General features: G+C 72.6%; 12 protein-coding genes. 2 read left to right on the top strand and 10 right to left on the bottom strand.

Translation table 11 applies throughout. The annotated features are described in order from the left end of the window. Positions 1 to 2: 2 nt before the first annotated feature. From OG623_RS24160 to hrcA, 7 genes are all read right to left on the bottom strand, one after another. Positions 3 to 911: a ribonuclease Z gene (locus OG623_RS24160; protein ID WP_406149192.1), complete on the bottom strand. Its 909-nt coding sequence runs from the start codon at positions 909 to 911 to the stop codon at positions 3 to 5. Between the two features lie 12 nt (positions 912 to 923). Next, complete coding sequence (locus OG623_RS24155) at positions 924 to 1,283, bottom strand: histidine triad nucleotide-binding protein (RefSeq protein WP_406149190.1); 360 nt, start codon at positions 1,281 to 1,283, stop codon at positions 924 to 926. A gap of 150 nt (positions 1,284 to 1,433) precedes the next feature. Beyond that, positions 1,434 to 4,667: a S41 family peptidase gene (locus OG623_RS24150; protein ID WP_406149188.1), complete on the bottom strand. Its 3,234-nt coding sequence runs from the start codon at positions 4,665 to 4,667 to the stop codon at positions 1,434 to 1,436. An 88-nt stretch (positions 4,668 to 4,755) separates the two neighbouring features. Continuing rightward, positions 4,756 to 5,499: a 16S rRNA (uracil(1498)-N(3))-methyltransferase gene (locus OG623_RS24145; protein WP_406149187.1), complete on the bottom strand. Its 744-nt coding sequence runs from the start codon at positions 5,497 to 5,499 to the stop codon at positions 4,756 to 4,758. Then, positions 5,496 to 6,569: a nitronate monooxygenase gene (locus tag OG623_RS24140; RefSeq protein ID WP_406149185.1), complete on the bottom strand. Its 1,074-nt coding sequence runs from the start codon at positions 6,567 to 6,569 to the stop codon at positions 5,496 to 5,498. Before OG623_RS24140 ends, OG623_RS24145 begins: the two co-directional genes overlap by 4 nt. A 132-nt stretch (positions 6,570 to 6,701) precedes the next feature. Further along, positions 6,702 to 7,841, bottom strand: a complete 1,140-nt coding sequence (gene dnaJ, locus OG623_RS24135) for a molecular chaperone DnaJ (protein WP_406149184.1) — start codon at positions 7,839 to 7,841, stop codon at positions 6,702 to 6,704. Further along, positions 7,842 to 8,858, bottom strand: a complete 1,017-nt coding sequence (gene hrcA / locus OG623_RS24130) for a heat-inducible transcriptional repressor HrcA (RefSeq protein WP_406149183.1) — start codon at positions 8,856 to 8,858, stop codon at positions 7,842 to 7,844. A gap of 164 nt (positions 8,859 to 9,022) precedes the next feature. Here hrcA and OG623_RS24125 point away from each other — a divergent pair, with 164 nt between their 5' ends. Continuing rightward, a complete protein-coding gene (locus OG623_RS24125) occupies positions 9,023 to 9,745 on the top strand; it encodes an MBL fold metallo-hydrolase (protein ID WP_406149182.1) in 723 nt (240 codons plus the stop codon). Between the two features lie 72 nt (positions 9,746 to 9,817). Next, a complete protein-coding gene (locus OG623_RS24120; protein ID WP_406149181.1) occupies positions 9,818 to 10,651 on the top strand; it encodes a DUF3097 domain-containing protein in 834 nt (277 codons plus the stop codon). 20 nt (positions 10,652 to 10,671) lie between these two features. Here the strand turns inward: OG623_RS24120 and hemW are convergent, their stop codons facing one another. The 3 genes from hemW to OG623_RS24105 all read right to left on the bottom strand — a co-directional run bounded on the left by hemW (position 10,672) and on the right by OG623_RS24105 (position 16,101). Further along, positions 10,672 to 11,904 carry a radical SAM family heme chaperone HemW gene (gene hemW / locus OG623_RS24115; protein WP_406149179.1) on the bottom strand — a complete coding sequence of 411 codons (1,233 nt, stop codon included), beginning with the start codon at positions 11,902 to 11,904 and terminating at the stop codon, positions 10,672 to 10,674. An 11-nt stretch (positions 11,905 to 11,915) separates the two neighbouring features. After that, positions 11,916 to 14,012, bottom strand: coding sequence for a SpoIIE family protein phosphatase (locus OG623_RS24110; protein WP_406149178.1), 2,097 nt, complete (start codon positions 14,010 to 14,012; stop codon positions 11,916 to 11,918). Positions 14,013 to 14,211: 199 nt separating this feature from the next. Continuing rightward, positions 14,212 to 16,101: an AMP-dependent synthetase/ligase gene (locus OG623_RS24105; RefSeq protein ID WP_406149177.1), complete on the bottom strand. Its 1,890-nt coding sequence runs from the start codon at positions 16,099 to 16,101 to the stop codon at positions 14,212 to 14,214. Positions 16,102 to 16,205: the final 104 nt, after the last annotated feature.

The raw sequence follows: 16,205 nt of genomic DNA, 5'->3' as shown, positions 1-16,205 counted from the left end.
GTTCACGTGTGGCGGGTGGGTACCGGGACCCTGATCAGGTCCTGGGCGATGGTCAGTTCGCCTTCGAAGCCGGCTGCCCTGGCCTGGTGCTCGAAGACGTCGGGGTCGGTGTAGCGCTGGGAGAAGTGCGTCAGCACGAGGTGCCGTACGCCGGACTCCTGCGCCACCCGGGCCGCCTGGCCGGCCGTGAGGTGACCGTGGTCGGCGGCGAGCCGGCTGTCCTCGTCGAGGAACGTCGACTCGATGACCAGCATGTCGCATCCTTCGGCGAGCGCGGACACGCCGTCGCAGAGCCGGGTGTCCATGATGAACGCGAAGCGCTGTCCGCGGCGGGTCGTGGACACCTCGTCGAGCGGGACGCCCCGCAGGACGCCGTCCCGCTGGATCCGTCCGACGTCCGGCCCCCGGATGCCGTGCTCGGCGAGCTTCTCGGGCAGCATGCGCAGCCGGTCGGGCTCGGTGAGGCGGTAGCCGTAGGACTCCACCGGGTGCGACAGCCGGTGGCTGTCGATGGTGTACGCGCCGGTGGTGGCGAGTACGCCGTCGGCGGCGACCGGGGCCTCGGTCAGCTCGACGGACTCACGGTAGGCGGTCGCGTACCGCAGCCGGTCGAAGAAGCGCTGTCCGCTCGCCGGGAAGTGGGCGGTGACGGGGTGCGGGACCTGGTCGAGGTTGATCCGCTGGATCACCCCTGCCAGGCCGAGCGAGTGGTCACCGTGGAAGTGGGTGACGCAGATCCGGTTGATGTCGTGCGCGGCGACCCCGGCGCGCAGCATCTGGCGCTGGGTCCCCTCACCCGGGTCGAAGAGGATGCCTTCGCCGTCCCAGCGCAGCAGATAGCCGTTGTGGTTGCGGTGCCGGGTCGGCACCTGGCTCGCGGTGCCGAGCACCACCAGTTCCCTTACGGACATGAGGGGGCGTCCCTAACCGGGGGGCCACTGCATTCCGCGACCGCCCAGGACGTGGGCGTGCGCGTGGAACACGGTCTGGCCGGCGCCGGCGCCGGTGTTGAGGACGATGCGGTAGCCGCTGTCGGTGATCTTCTCGTCGGCGGCGACGAGGCCTGCCTCACGCAGCACGTCGGCCGCGATGTCCGGCTCGGCCGCGGCGAGCGAGGCGGCGTCCGGGTAGTGCGCCTTGGGGATGACCAGGACGTGCGTCGGGGCCTGGGGGTTTATGTCGCGGAAGGCGACGGTCGTCGCGCTCTCGCGGACGATGGTCGCCGGGATGTCCCCCGTGACGATCTTGCAGAACAGGCAGTCGGTCTGCGGCTCTCCCGCCATGGAGTGCTCCCGGGTCGTGGTGGTCGGTCACGGGGCAGCCTATCGGGGCACCTCGGCGGGAGAGGGGCCGACTCGGCCCTGCGGCGGTCCGAGGCCGACGGGGTGGCGCGGGGCAGCCCCGCGCCACCCCGCACCGCATGCATCGCCCCGCTACGCCTCCGTGTCCGCCGACGGCAGTGGCGGGGCCGTCTTCGCCGGGGTCCGTGCCAGTGAGTCGAGCGCGATCCGGATCGCCTCGTCCAACTGCGGGTCCCTCCCCGCCACATGATCCTGCGGGGTCATCACGACCTCGACGTCCGGGTCGACGCCGTGGTTCTCGACGCCCCAGCCGTACCCCTCCAGCCAGAAGGCGTACTTCGGCTGGGTGACCCGCGTGCCGTCGACCAGCTGGTAGCGGTTGTCGATGCCCACGACACCGCCCCACGTGCGGGTGCCGACCACCGGGCCGATGCCCAGCGCCTTGATGGCGGCGTTCACGATGTCGCCGTCCGAGCCGGAGTACTCGTTGGCGACCGCCACGACCGGTCCGCGCGGTGCGTCGCCCGGGTAGCTGGTGGGCCGCATGCCGCGCGGCAGGTCCCAGCCGACGATGCGGCGGGCCAGCTTCTCGACCACCAGCTGCGAGGTGTGACCGCCGCGGTTCTCCCGTACGTCCACGACGAGTCCCTCGCGGGCCACCTCGGTACGCAGGTCCCGGTGGATCTGGGCCCATCCCGAGCCGACCATGTCGGGGACATGGAGGTAGCCGAGCCGGCCGCCCGACCGCTCGCGTACGTACGCGCGCCGGTCGGCGACCCAGGCGTGGTAGCGCAGCGCCTCCTCGTCGGCGATGGGCACGACCACGACATGGCGGGGCGCACCGCCGTCGGCCGGGGACACGGTCAGCTCGACGGGTTTCCCCGCCGCCCCGGCGAGCAGCGGGGCAGGCCCCGTGAGGGTGTCGACGCGGTGGCCGTCGACCGCCAGGATCACGTCCCCGGTGCGCACGGCGACGCCCGGTGCGGCGAGCGGGGCCCAGGCCTCGGGGTCGGAGGTCTCCGAGGGGAGGATCCGGTCGATGCGCCAGGTCCCGTCCCCGGCCCGGGAGAGGTCGGCGCCGAGCAGTCCCTGGCCGGCGGCGTCGTCACCCTGGCCGCCTGGCGGGGTCACATAGGCGTGGGAGGTGCCGAGTTCGCCCTGCACCTCCCAGAGCAGATCCATCAGGTCGTCGTGGGTGGCGACCCGCTCCAGGACCGGCCGGTAGCGCTCCAGGACTCCGTCCCAGTCGACGCCGCCCATGTCGGGACGCCAGAAGTTGTCCCGCATGATGCGGCCGGCCTCGTCGTACATCTGGCGCCATTCGGCGGCCGGGTCGAGGGTGCGGCGTACCCGGGAGAGGTCGACGGTGACGTGGTTGTCGCCGTCGTCGTCGGAGTCCCCGGACACCCGGCTGTCGGAGGGGATCACCCGCAGCCCGCCGTTGCTCTGCAGGACCAGCTTCTTGTGGTCGCCGCTGACCGCGAACCCGCTGATGTCGGGGGCGACTTCCTCGCAGCGCAGCTTCTCCAGGTCGTACCGCTCCAGGACGGGTCCCGGGGTGCGGGCGCCGGGTGTGGCCACGCCGGTGCCGAGCACCCCGGTCACCGGGTGGCGCAGCCACAGCAGCCCGTCCCTGGCGGCCCGGAGCTCGGAGTAGCGGGCGGCCTCGACGGGCAGCGGCACGATCCGGTCGGCGAGTCCTTCGAGGTCGATGCGGGTGACGGGGAGCGCGGTGGGGTTGTCGTCGGCGTCGCCGCCGCCCTTCTCCCTCTCGGCCGGGCGGCCGTGGAGCTGCGGCCCGAACGGGGAGGGAGTGGTGGCGGCGAGCGTCAGCAGGTGCGGCCGGCAGGAGCCGACGAACGCCAGGTCGAAGACATGCGCGTCGTAGACCGGGTCGAAGGCACGCTCGGAGAGGAAGGCCAGATGCTTGCCGTCGGCCGTGAAGGCCGGGGCGAAGTCCCGGAACCTCAGCGGGGTGGCCTCGGTGACCGACAGGTCCGCGAGGTGGGCCAGTCTGAGCTGGCTGAGCGGCTCCGGCCCTGGGTGCGACCAGGCGAGCCAGGAGGAGTCGGGCGAGAAGACGAGCCCGGACACATCACCGTCCTCGCTGCGGTCCACCTCGTGCACCTCGCCGCTCTCCCGCTCGACGATCAGCACCCGCCCGTCGTGGGCGGCGACGGCGAATCGGCTGCCGTCGGGGGCGGGGGCCACGTCCAGGACCCGGCCGATCCGGCCGGCGGCGAGGCGGCGCGGCACAGCGCCGGGTGCGGTGCCGGTGGCGGGGGCACACTCCAGCGCGTCGTCGCCCTCGGCGTCGGTGACCCAGACGACGTACTGTTCGCCGTTCGCCTGGAAGGTGTGCGGGAGCCTGGCCCGTACGCCGGGTTCGTCGGCCAGCGCACGGGCCGGTCCCTCACGGTGGGTGACCCAGTGCACGGCGCCGCGGGACCCGACCGCGCTGCCGCGGCCGGTGCGGTCGGGGGACGCGGTGTACGGGTGGGAGCCGACGGACACGGAGTAGGGCTGGAGGTCGGCGCGCTGGCCGCCGAGCCGGATGTCGAGGTGGCGGGGCGCGTCGCTCTCCAGGCTGTCCAGAAGCAGGAGTTCACCGCCGCCGGCGTAGGCGATGCGGGTGCCGTCGGTGGTGGCGTGCCGGGCGTAGAAGCCGTCGAGGCCGGAGTGCCGGCGCAGGTCCGTGCCGTCGGGCAGGGAGGAGTAGGGCGCGCCGACGCCCTCGTGGTCGCTGAGGAAGGCGATGCGCTCGCCGACCCACATCGGGCATTCGAGGTTGCCGTCGAGGTCCGGGTGGATCCGGGTGAACTCTCCGGTGGCGTCGTCCGCCCCGGCGATCCAGAGCTTGCCCGCGGTCCCGCCCCGGTAGCGCTTCCAGGCGGCCGCCTCGCGTCCCATGGAGGCCGAGAGCAGCAGCATCCGCCCTCCCGGACCGTGGGCGAGGGAGCCGACCGGTCCGTACGGCAGGGTCCGGGCGGGGCCGCCGTCGACCGGGACGGCCAGGGCCCAGGTGTGCCGCAGCGATCTGCGTCCCTGGCTGCTGACGACCAGGACGTCGCCGTCGGGGGTCCAGCCGCGCACGGACGTGCGCGCGTCGCCCCAGTGGGTCAGCCGCCTGGCCGGGCCGCCGTCGGCCGGTGCGACATGGACTTCGGGTGCCCCGTCGCGGGTGGACGTCCAGGCGACGAGGCTTCCGTCGGGAGATATCCGGGGCTGGGTGACAGGACGGTTGTCCGCGCTCACACGCCAGGCTCTGCCGCCGTCCAGCGGCGCCAGCCAGACATCGTCCTCGGCGGTGAAGGCGATCAAGTCGCCCTGGACATGGGGATACCGGAGGTAGGAAGGCTGGGTCACACCGATCACCCTAAGCCGCGGACCCGCTTCTTGGCGCTGTGTTGGCCGGAGTCCGCCGTGCAGGGGTGGCCCGCGGACCCGCATCGGGCTACGCCCAGCGGCCGGTGCGTCCCATCAGCAGGGCCGCCGCGGCCGTCCCGGCGGTGGAGGTGCGCAGCACGCTGGGGCCGAGCCGGTAGGCGGGCGCTCCCGCGTCGGCGAAGGCGGCCAGCTCCTGCGGCGCCACCCCGCCCTCGGGTCCGACGACCAGCACGATGCTTCCCCGGGTGGGGAGTTCGGCGGTGGCGAGCGGGGCGCCGGGGACCTCCCGGTCCTCGTGCAGGACGCCCGCGAAGTCCGCGCCGGCCAGCAGGGCTGCGACCTGCTTGGTCGTCATGGCGTCCGCCACCTCGGGGAACCGCACCCGGCGCGACTGCTTGCCCGCCTCGCGCGCGGTGGCACGCCACTTGGCGAGGGACTTGAGCCCGCGGTCGCCCTTCCACTGGGTGATGCAGCGCGAGGCCTGCCAGGGCACGATCGCGTCGACGCCCGTCTCGGTCATCGTCTCCACGGCGAGCTCTCCTCGGTCGCCCTTGGGCAGCGCCTGGACGACCGTGACATACGGGGCGGGCGCGGCTTCCTCGCGCACCGGCCCCAGGCCGACGACGAGCCGGTCCTTGCCCTCGGCCGCCCGTACGACGCCTTCGGCCCAGCGGCCGCGCCCGTCGGTCAGGACGACGTCCTCCCCGGGGTTCAGCCGCTTCACGGACACCGCGTGCCGTCCCTCGGGGCCTTCCAGCACGAACTCCGTTCCGCCGGGCAGCTGTTCGACGACGAACACCGGTGCCGTCACCGGTCACTCCTCACGCTCATGGCCGCACGCGCGGCATCCATCTCGGCGGCGAGCAGGGCCACGAGCTCCCCGGCGGGCAGCTCTCGTGCCATCCGGTGGCCCTGGCCCGCCCACAGGGCCATGCCCTGGGCGTCCCCGGTCCTGGCGGCGGCCCTGCGCAGCCCGCTGGTCACCTGGTGCACCTGCGGGTAGGCGGCGGGGGCGTACGCCCCGTGCTCCCGTACGAACCGGTTGACCAGCCCCCGCGCGGGGCGGCCGGAGAAGGCCCGGGTCAGGGCCGTGGTCGTGAACAGCGGGTCGGTCAGGGCCTGTTTGTGCAGGGGGTGCGCCCCCGACTCGGGGCACGGCAGGAACGCCGTACCGAGCTGGGCGGCGTCGGCCCCGGCCGCGAGTACAGCCGTGATCTGGGAGCCGCGCATCAGACCGCCGGCCGCGACGACCGGCAGCCGCACGGCCTCGCGGACCTCGGCGAGCAGCGCGAGCAGCCCGGTGCCGGTGAGACCGCCCTCCGGGTCGTCGCGGTGCGTGGACTGGTGACCGCCCGCCTCGGTGCCCTGGACACAGACCGCGCCTGCGCCCGCCCGCTCGGCGTCCCGCGCCTCCTGGGCCGAGGTGACCGTGACGAGGGTGAGCGTGCCGGCCGCGGCGAACGCGTCGAGGGTCTCGCGGGTGGGGCAGCCGAAGGTGAAGGAGACCACCGGCACCGGATTCTCCAGCAGGATCGCGACCTTGGCCTCGTAGCCGTCGTCGCCCGCGGTGTCCGGTTCGCCGAGCGGGGTCTCGTACCAAGCGGCCTCACCGGCCAGTTGGTGGCGGTAGACCTCCACGGCGCCGGTGTCGGCGAGCAGCGGCTGCGGCATGAAGAGGTTGACGCCGAAGGGACCTCTGGTCATCCTCCGGAGCTGCTCGGTCTCCTCGTACATCCCCTCCGCCGTCCGGTAACCGGCGGCGAGGAATCCGAGCCCCCCGGCGTCGGCGACGGCGGCGGCCAGCTCCGGCCGCGAGGCACCGCCCGCCATCGGGGCCTGCACGATGGGGTAGCGGCAGAGATCCGTCAGCGCCAAGGACATGACGGCATCGTGCCACGTCCCGCGAATCGTGCCGAATCAGCCCTCCGTACCCTGCGGGGCGGCGCCGCACCGCCCCGCACGCACCGCACCGCCCGCCGGTACGGAGGCCGGCGGGCGGTGCGGTGACAGGGTTCAGCGGCCGTTGAAGGCGTCCTTCAGACGGGAGAAGAGCCCCTGCTGCCCGGGCTGGAACTGGCCCGTGGGCCGCTCCTCACCGCGCAGCTTGGACAGCTCCCGCAGGAGGCGCTCCTGCTCGGGGTCCATCTTCGTCGGGGTCATGACCTCGACGTGCACGATCAGATCGCCGCGCCCGCCGCCACGCAGGTGCGTGATGCCGCGCCCGTGCAGCGGGACCGACTGCCCGGACTGGGTGCCCGGCCTGATGTCGATCTCCTCCATCCCGTCGAGCGTCTCCAGCGGCACCTGGGTGCCGAGCGCCGCAGCCGTCATCGGGATGGTCACCGTGCAGTGCAGATCGTCGCCGCGCCGCTGGAACACGGCGTGCGAGACCTCGTGGATCTCGACGTACAGATCCCCGGCGGGGCCGCCGCCGGGGCCGACCTCGCCCTCGCCCGCGAGCTGGATCCGGGTGCCGTTGTCGACACCTGCGGGGATCTTCACGGTGAGGGTGCGCCGCGAGCGGATGCGGCCGTCACCGGCGCACTCGGGGCACGGGGTCGGCACGACCGTGCCGAAGCCCTGGCACTGGGGGCAGGGCCGGGAGGTCATGACCTGGCCGAGGAAGGACCGGGTGACCTGGGAGACCTCGCCACGGCCGCGGCACATGTCACAGGTCTGCGCGGAGGTGCCGGGTGCGGCGCCCTCGCCACTGCAGGTCGTGCAGACGACCGCCGTGTCGACCTGGATGTCCTTGGTCGTGCCGAAGGCCGCCTCGTTGAGGTCGATCTCCAGCCGGATCATCGCGTCCTGGCCGCGCCGGGTGCGCGAACGCGGCCCGCGCTGCGCGGCGTTGCCGAAGAACGCGTCCATGATGTCGCTGAAGTTGCCGAAGTTGCCGGCTCCGAACCCTCCCGCGCCACCGCCGCCGCCCGAGCCGGACAGCGGGTCACCGCCGAGGTCGTAGACCTGCTTCTTCTGCGGGTCCGACAGCACCTCGTAAGCGGCGTTGATCTCCTTGAACCGCTCCTGGGTCTTCGGATCCGGGTTGACATCCGGGTGGAGCTCGCGGGCGAGCCTACGGAATGCCTTCTTGATCTCGTCCTGAGATGCGTCGCGGCGCACGCCTAGTACGGCGTAGTAGTCCGTGGCCACTTACGAATCCGCCAGGATCTGTCCGACGTAACGTGCCACTGCGCGTACCGCTCCCATCGTTCCGGGGTAGTCCATGCGGGTCGGTCCGACCACGCCGAGTTTGGCGACTGCCTCGTCGCCCGAACCGTAGCCGACCGCGACGACGGACGTGGAGTTGAGCCCCTCGTGGGCGTTCTCGTGCCCGATCCGTACGGTCATGCCTGAATCCGTTGCCTCACCGAGCAGCTTCAGCAGCACGACCTGCTCCTCCAATGCCTCCAGCACCGGCCGGATCATCACAGGGAAGTCGTGTCCGAAGCGGGTGAGATTGGAGGTGCCGCCGATGATCAGCCGCTCCTCCGTCTCCTCGACCAGAGTTTCGAGGAGGACGGAGAGCACCGTCGATACGGTTCCCCTGTCCTCGGCCTCGAAGGACTCCGGCAGATCCTGCACCAGCCGCGGGACGTCCGCGAAGCGCCGTCCGACGACCCGGCTGTTCAGCCGGGCCCGCAGATCGGCCAGCGAGGTGTCTCCGAACGGTGCAGGGCAGTCGATCATACGCTGTTCGACCCGGCCCGTGTCCGTGATGAGGACGAGCATCAGCCGGGCCGGGGCAAGCGACAGCAGCTCCACGTGCCGGACCGTCGAGCGGGTCAGCGAGGGGTACTGCACGACGGCGACCTGCCTGGTCAGCTGCGCGAGCAGCCGGACCGTGCGGCCCACGACGTCGTCGAGGTCGACCGCGCCGTCGAGGAAATTCTGAATGGCCTTGCGCTCCGGCGACGACAGGGGCTTCACACCCGCGAGCCTGTCGACGAAGAGCCGGTAGCCCTTGTCCGTCGGAATACGCCCCGCACTCGTGTGCGGCTGGGCGATGAAGCCCTCGTCCTCCAGCACCGCCATGTCGTTACGGACAGTCGCCGGGGAGACCCCGAGGCTGTGCCGCTCCGTGAGCGCCTTGGAGCCGACGGGCTCCTCCGTGCCGACATAGTCCTGGACGATGGCGCGCAGCACTTCGAGTCTGCGTTCGCTGAGCACCGCGCACACCTCCAGCTGTGGTCCTCCGGCGTCTGCCTGGCACTCTGTGCGTTCGAGTGCCAGCGATCCCCCGGCCAGTGTACGGGGGCGAGGTGGGCCCGGGGCAAGGGCGACCGGCCACGCCCGTCACGGGACACGCAGGTCGTTGCCGATAGCGTCGCCGTATGGACGCCTCTTGGGAAGAGTTCGGCTGGGAGCGGTTGGGCAACGGTACGGGACGCAGACGCCTCCCCGGCTGGGACGCGACCGCCGCACTGGTCGCGGGGACGGACGGCGTCCTGCTCTACGACACCGGTGCGACGCTCCGGGAGGGAGCGGAACTGCGCACCCAGGCCGAGGCACTGCTGGGCCGCAGGGTGACGCATATCGCACTGAGCCATCCGCACTTCGACCATGTGCTGGGCACCGCCGCCTTCTCCGGGGCGGAGGTCTACGGGGCGGTCGGCACGGCGGAACTGCTGGGGCGGGGTGCCGAGGAGCTGCGCGCCGACGCCGTACGGCACGGCATGAGCGAGGCGGACGCCACGGCGGCCACGGACGTCCTGGTGGTCCCGAGGCACCAGGTGAGCGGCGAGTGGACGCTCGATCTCGGCGGCGGCTTCCAGGTGCTGCTGGCCAATGTGGGGCCGGGCCACACCGGCCATGACCTGGCGGTCCTGGTGCCGGGCTCCCCCGTCGTGATGCTCTGCGGCGACCTGGTCGAGGAGTCCGGCGAGCCGCAGGCGGGACGCGACGCGGTCCCCTCGCGCTGGCCCGCCGCGCTCGACCGGCTGCTGGAACTGGGCGGCGAGGACGCGCTGTACGTGCCGGGGCACGGGGCGGTGGTGGACGCGGCGTTCGTACGGGCGCAGCGCGATCAGCTGGCGGCCCGCTTCGGCGTGTCGTGAACGGCGTGCACGGCTCGCTTCGCCGTGCCATGAACGGCGTGTCGTGAACGGGCGTCCGTTTATCGTCGTGCCATGCGCAGCTACCAGCCGGACCTGACTCCGCCGTGGAAGAAGTCCGCTCCCGCCCCCGAGGTCCCCGCCGAGCCCGATCTGGTCGTCGAGGAGGCCGTCAGCGGCTTCTGCGGGGCGGTGATCCGGTGCGAGAAGACGGCCCAGGGGCCGACGGTCACGCTGGAGGACCGCTTCGGCAAGCACCGGGTCTTCCCGATGGAGCCGCGCGGCTTCCTGCTGGAGGGCAAGGTCGTCACCCTGGTACGCCCCTCGGCCGGCGGCCCCGCACGGCCCACGCGCACCGCGTCGGGTTCGGTGGCGGTGCCGGGCGCGCGGGCCAGGGTGGCGCGGGCCGGCCGTATCTATGTGGAGGGCCGGCACGACGCCGAGCTCGTCGAGCGGGTCTGGGGCGACGACCTGCGCGTCGAGGGCGTGGTGGTGGAGTACCTGGAGGGCGTCGACGACCTCCCGGCGATCGTGCGGGAGTTCGCGCCGGGCCCTGACGCCCGGCTCGGCGTGCTCGTCGACCATCTGGTGCCCGGCTCCAAGGAATCCCGGATCGCCGCGCAGGTCACCGACGCGCACGTCCTGGTGGTGGGACATCCGTACATCGACGTCTGGGAGGCCGTGAAGCCCTCGTCCGTGGGCATCCCCGGGTGGCCGGTGGTCCCGCGCGGGCAGGACTGGAAAACGGGCGTGTGCCGTGCACTCGGCTGGCCGGAGAACACGGGCGCGGCCTGGCAGCGGATCCTGTCCACGGTCCGCTCCTACCGGGACCTGGAGCCGGAACTGCTGGGGTGTGTGGAGCATCTCATCGACCATGTGACCGTGCCCCTGGACGCTCCGGGCCGCTGACCGGCTGCGGAGCCGGTCCCTCAGTCCACCAGGTCACGCACCACGGCGTCGGCCAGCAGCCGCCCCCGCAGCGTGAGGACCGCGCGGCCCTCGCCGTACGGTCCCGGCTCCAGCAGCCCGTCCGTCACCGCGCGGCCGGCCGCCGCGAGCCCGGCGGGGGCGAGCAGCGACAGCGGGCAGCCGTCGACGAGCCGCAACTCCAGCAGGATGCGCTCGACCCGGCGGTCCTCGTCGCCGAGCACCTCACGGCCGGCGCCGGGCGAGCGGCCCTCGGCCAGTGCCTGCGCGTAGGCCCCGGGGTGCTTGACGTTCCACCAGCGGACTCCTCCGACGTGGCTGTGGGCGCCGGGTCCCGCGCCCCACCAGTCGGCCCCGCGCCAGTACAGCTCGTTGTGCAGACAGCGTCCCTCGGGGGTGCGGGACCAGTTCGAGACCTCGTACCAGGAGAAGCCCGCCGCCGCCATCGCCTCGTCGGCGATCAGATAACGGTCGGCGTGGACGTCGTCGTCCGTCATCGGGACCTCGCCCCGGCGGATGCGCCGGGCGAGCTGGGTGCCCTCCTCGACGATCAGCGCATACGCCGACACATGGTCGGGGCCCGCTCCGATCGCGGCGTCGAGGGTGGCCCGCCAGTCGTCGTCGGACTCGCCGGGGGTTCCGTAGATCAGGTCGAGGTTGACGTGTTCGAAGCCGGCCGCGCGTGCCTCCGCGACGCAGGCCTCGGGCCTGCCGGGCGTATGGGTGCGGTCCAGGACCTTCAGGACGTGCTGCCGTGCGCTCTGCATGCCGAACGAGACACGGTTGAAGCCGCCCTCGCGCAGCGCCGCGAGATACGCCGGATCGACGGACTCCGGATTGGCCTCCGTGGTGATCTCGGCGTCATCGGCAAGACCGAACTCCTCACGGATCGCCGCGAGCATCCGGACCAGGTCGGCGGCGGGCAGCAGCGTCGGCGTACCGCCGCCGACGAAGACCGTACGCACCGGGCGGGGGTCGTCGCCGAGCACCTTGCGGGCCTGGCGGACCTCCTCGGTCAGATGGGCCGCGTAGTTGTCCCTGGACGCCAGGGCGCCGCCCGAGCCGCGCAGCTCGGTCGCGGTGTACGTGTTGAAGTCGCAGTAGCCGCAGCGGGTGGCGCAGTAGGGCACGTGCAGGTAGAAGCCGAGCGGCCGTTCGGCGGCGCCTTCCAGGGCATGGCGGGGCAGCGCCCCGTCGTCGGGCACGGGCTCACCATCGGGCAGTACGGAAGGCATACCGTCCATTGTCACTCGGCGGGAGGACTCACCCGTACGGCCGTGTGCCGTTCCTCGTCGGTCTGCTCGTCGATCTGCTTGTCGATCTGGAGGACGAGCAGGGCCAGGTCGTCGTCGGGCGGGCGCTCGGCGAAGGTGTGGACGGCCCGTTTGATGCGCTCGGCCATCCCGGCGGCCGGGAGCCCCGCGCAGCCCGCCAGGACGCGGGCGAGGCCGTCACCGTCGTCGAACATCAGCCGCCCGGAGCGCCGCTCCGTGACGCCGTCGGTGACACAGAGCAGGCTGTCGCCGGGCAGGAGGTCGAAGCTCTGGCTCTCGTACGCCACGTCATCGACGATCCCGAGCAGCACCTGAGGCTCGGCGGCCGGGCGTACGGAGCCGTCGGGGCTCAGCAGCAGCGGGAGCGGATGGCCGGCGCTCGCCACGGTGCAGCGCACCCTGCCGTCCGGGAGGGGGACGAGGTCGCCGTACAGCAGGGAGAGGAAACGGGACCTGGAGCCGTCCTGGATCTCGTGGATCTCCTGGATCTCCTGGGCCCCGTGGCTCTCGTGGATCCGGGCGTCCTGGATCTGCCGGCCCTCCTGGATCCGGCCTTCCTCCGTCCTGCCCTCCTCGATCCGCCGCCCGCCCGCCGCCGCGACCATGAGGGCGGCTGCCTCGGCCGCTTCCATCGCGTCGTCCAGAAGGAGCCGGTTGAGCCGGTCGAGCACCTCCCCCACGCGGAACCCCTCGCGGGACAGCAGCCGCAGCCAGGGCCGGGCGAGGCCGGTGACGACGGCGGCCTCGGGGCCGCTGCCCTGGACGTCCCCGAGTACGAAGCACCAACGGCCGCCGGGGCACGGGAAGAGGTCGTAGAAGTCGCCGCCGACCACGCCGTCGTCCCCGGGCTCGTACACCAGCGCGCTGGTGACTCCGGGTATCTCGGCGACCTTGCTCGGCAGCAGGCCGCGCTGGAGGATGCGGCTGATGGTGGCCTGCCGGGTGTAGGCGCGGGCGGCGCCCACGGCGAGGCCGACCCGGCGTACGAAGTCGGTGAGGAGCGCCGCGGCGTCCTCGGGGATCCGGTCGGCCCCCTCGCGGCCCACCAGGACGGCGCCGAGCGTGCGCCCGCCCGAGATGATGCGGTGGGCGAGGGCCGCGCCCGTGCCGTCCTCGGACCCCGCGGTGGCACCCGGCGGCCAGGGCATGGGTACGGGGCCCGTACCGACGCTCCCGGGAAGCCGGAGCGGCTCCTTCTCCAGTGCGGGCCGCAGCAGCCGGGTCCGGGTCTCGTCCCGGTGCCAGACCCCGGCGAGCCTGGGGGCCGCCGCAGGGCCGCCTCCCTCGCACTCCAGCCATATCGCGCACCAGTCGGCGATCCTGGGCACCAGGAGCCGGCCCGCGGTCGACGCCACCAGGTCCTCGTCGAGCTGGCCCGTGAGGAGGCCGGAGGCCTCGGCGAGGAAGGAGAGCCCGGTGCCGCCTGCCCAGCCCGCGTCGCCGCCTGCCCGGCCCGCGTGGTCTCGGTCCTGGTCCCCGGCCGGGGGTGCGAGGACCGCGCCGCCGCGTGCACCGCGCCCGGGGGTGGTGCCGTCCGCTGCCGGAGCGTCGGGGAGTCCGTAGCCGTCGTCGCCGGGGAGGCGGGCCCAGACGGTCTTGAGGCCGGTGCGGTAGGTGATGCCCCAGGATTCGGCGAGGGTCGCGACGAGTTGCAGTCCCCGGCCGTACTCGGCGGGGTCGGGCCGCTCGGCACGCTCGTCGCGCACCGACCTGGCGGGATGGTGATCGGTGATCTCCAGCACGAGTGCGGCGGGTTCGGGACCGGCCGAGTCCTCGAGGCCGATGAGCAGCTCCACCGCCGTACCCGTGTGCACGACCGCGTTGGTGACCAGCTCGCTGGCCACCGTCAGCGCGTCGTCGGTGAGCCGTTCGCCGAACTCTCCCGCGCTGGGCAGGCCGAGCGCGGTCCAGTCGGCGAGCGCCGCCCGGACGAATCGACGGGCCGCGGCCGAGGCCTGAGGGATGCCCGGCAGGCTGGTGCGCGCGACGCGGCGCGGATCGTCGCCCCGGCCGGCGACGGCGGTGCCGGGACGCTGGACGATGCCCCGTTGCAAGGATATGGGCCCCATGGTGCGGCTCCTGAGGGTCTCGCGAAACACCGCTGACGTATCCCGACAGGGTGACAGACCGGGCGCGCCCATAAGCGCCGAGTGACGGAAGTGGCCGGAGCCGCGCCAGGAACGTGCGGGGCCGGTGGGTGCGCCCGCACCCACCGGCCCTGATCGCAGCTACGCCTCGCGATCGGTGTCTACGCCTCGCGTTCGGTGTCTACGCCTCGCGGGAGCCCGCGTACATGTCGTCGATGAGGTCCTTGTACGCGCGCTCGACGACCGGCCGCTTCAGCTTGAGGCTGGGGGTCAGCTCGCCGTGCTCGATGTCGAGGTCGCGCGGCAGGAGCCGGAACTTCTTGATGGTCTGCCAGCGCTGCAGCCCCTCGTTGAGGCGCCGCACATAGCCCTCGATCAGCTCCACGGTCTGCGGCGACGCCACCACGTCGGCGTACGTCTTGTCACCGAGCCCGTTCTCCTTGGCCCAGCCGATGAGTGTCGGCTCGTCGAGCGCGATGAGGGCGGTGCAGAAGTTACGGTCCGCGCCGTGCACCAGGATGTTGGAGACGAACGGGCACACCGCCTTGAACTGTCCCTCGACCTCCGCCGGGGCGATGTACTTGCCGCCCGACGTCTTGATCAGGTCCTTCTTGCGGTCGGTGATCCGCAGATAGCCGTCCTGGGAGAGCTCGCCGATGTCGCCGGTGTGGAACCAGCCGTCGGACTCCAGCACCTCGGCGGTCTTCTCGGGCAGCCGGTGGTAGCCCTCCATCAGGCCGGGGCCGCGCAGCAGGATCTCGCCGTCGTCCGCGATCCGGACCTCGGTGCCGGGGAGCGGCTTGCCGACGGTCCCGGTGCGGTAGGCCTCGCCGGGGTTGACGAAGGAGGCGGCGCTGGACTCGGTGAGCCCGTAGCCCTCCAGGATGTGGATGCCGGCCCCGGAGAAGAAGAGGCCGATGTCGGGTGCCAGGGCGGCCGAGCCGGAGACACAGGCGCGGAGCTGCCCGCCGAAGGCCTCCCGGATCTTGGCGAAGACGAGGGTGTCGGCGACCTTGTGCCGGGCCCCGAGCGCGAACGGCACGGAGGCCTTGCCGGTACGCCGGAAGTTGTCCTGCGACACCGTGGCGTACTCGCGGGCGACCCCGGCCGCCCACTGGAAGATCTTGTACTTGGCGCCGCCGCCGGCCCGCGCCTTGGCCGCGACCCCGTTGTAGACCTTCTCGAAGATGCGGGGTACGGCCGCCATGTAGGTCGGCCGGACCACCGGGAGGTTCTCGATGATCTTGTCGACGCGTCCGTCGACTGCCGTGACATGACCGACCTCGATCTGGCCGGACGTGAGCACCTTGCCGAAGACGTGCGCGAGCGGCAACCAGAGGTACTGGACGTCGTCCGCGGTGATCAGGCCGGTCCCCACGGTCGCCTTGGCCATGTACGACCAGTTGTCGTGCGGCAGGCGTACACCCTTGGGGCGGCCGGTGGTGCCCGAGGTGTAGATCAGCGTCGCCAGCTGGTCGGGGGTGATCGCCGCGACCCGGTCGGTGACCGCGTCCGGGTTCTTCGCCAGGTGTTCCGCGCCCCGGGCCTCCAGATCGGCCAGGGTGAGCACCCAGCCGTCGGGGTCGCCCTCCACGGGCTCCGCGCCGGCCGGGTCGATGACGACGACATGCGCCAGCTCGGGCAGCCCAGCCCTGCTCTCCCGGGCCTTCGCCAGCTGGGCGGCGTCCTCGGCGATCAGGACGCGGCTGTCGGAGTCGGCCAGGATGAAGGCGGACTCCTCGGTGTTCGTGGAGGGGTAGATCGTCGTGGTCGCCGCGCCCGCGCACATCACACCGAGGTCGGCGAGGATCCACTCGACGCGGGTCGACGAGGCGAGCGCGACCCGCTCCTCCGGCTGGACACCCAGGACGATCAGACCGGCCGCGATGGCGTGGACACGCTCGGCGGCCTGCGCCCAGGTGAGCGACTTCCAGTCGTCCGGGCCCTGACCCGAGGCGGCCGGAACCGGATAGCGGTAGGCCTCCCCGTCCGGGGTTGCCGCCACGCGTTCGATGAAGAGATTCGCCACGGAGGGCGGTCGGCTATCGATCAAGGTCTGTGTGTCGCTCACGACGTCCTCCGGGCCTGCGGCATTGCTACGACCGGCTCATGGGTGCTGCTGCTTGTATGTCCTGCTTCTCGTTCCCGCTCTGCCTGCTTGGTCAACCGGCCAGT

This window comes from Streptomyces sp. NBC_01012 (assembly GCF_045162755.1).
GTDB lineage: Bacteria > Actinomycetota > Actinomycetes > Streptomycetales > Streptomycetaceae > Streptomyces.
Note: the sequence above shows the minus strand (reverse complement) of the source record. Positions and strands in the feature narration are given on the sequence as shown.

Bases quoted from the DNA above. Each gene is read 5' to 3' on its own strand.
- OG623_RS24160 (WP_406149192.1), bottom strand. From the start codon at position 911: ATGTCCGTAAGGGAACTGGTGGTGCTCGGCACCGCGAGCCAGGTGCCG.
- OG623_RS24155 (WP_406149190.1), bottom strand. From the start codon at position 1,283: ATGGCGGGAGAGCCGCAGACCGACTGCCTGTTCTGCAAGATCGTCACG.
- OG623_RS24140 (WP_406149185.1), bottom strand. From the start codon at position 6,569: ATGTCCTTGGCGCTGACGGATCTCTGCCGCTACCCCATCGTGCAGGCC.
- OG623_RS24125 (WP_406149182.1), top strand. From the start codon at position 9,023: ATGGACGCCTCTTGGGAAGAGTTCGGCTGGGAGCGGTTGGGCAACGGT.
- OG623_RS24120 (WP_406149181.1), top strand. From the start codon at position 9,818: ATGCGCAGCTACCAGCCGGACCTGACTCCGCCGTGGAAGAAGTCCGCT.
- hemW (WP_406149179.1), bottom strand. From the start codon at position 11,904: ATGCCTTCCGTACTGCCCGATGGTGAGCCCGTGCCCGACGACGGGGCG.
- OG623_RS24110 (WP_406149178.1), bottom strand. From the start codon at position 14,012: ATGGGGCCCATATCCTTGCAACGGGGCATCGTCCAGCGTCCCGGCACC.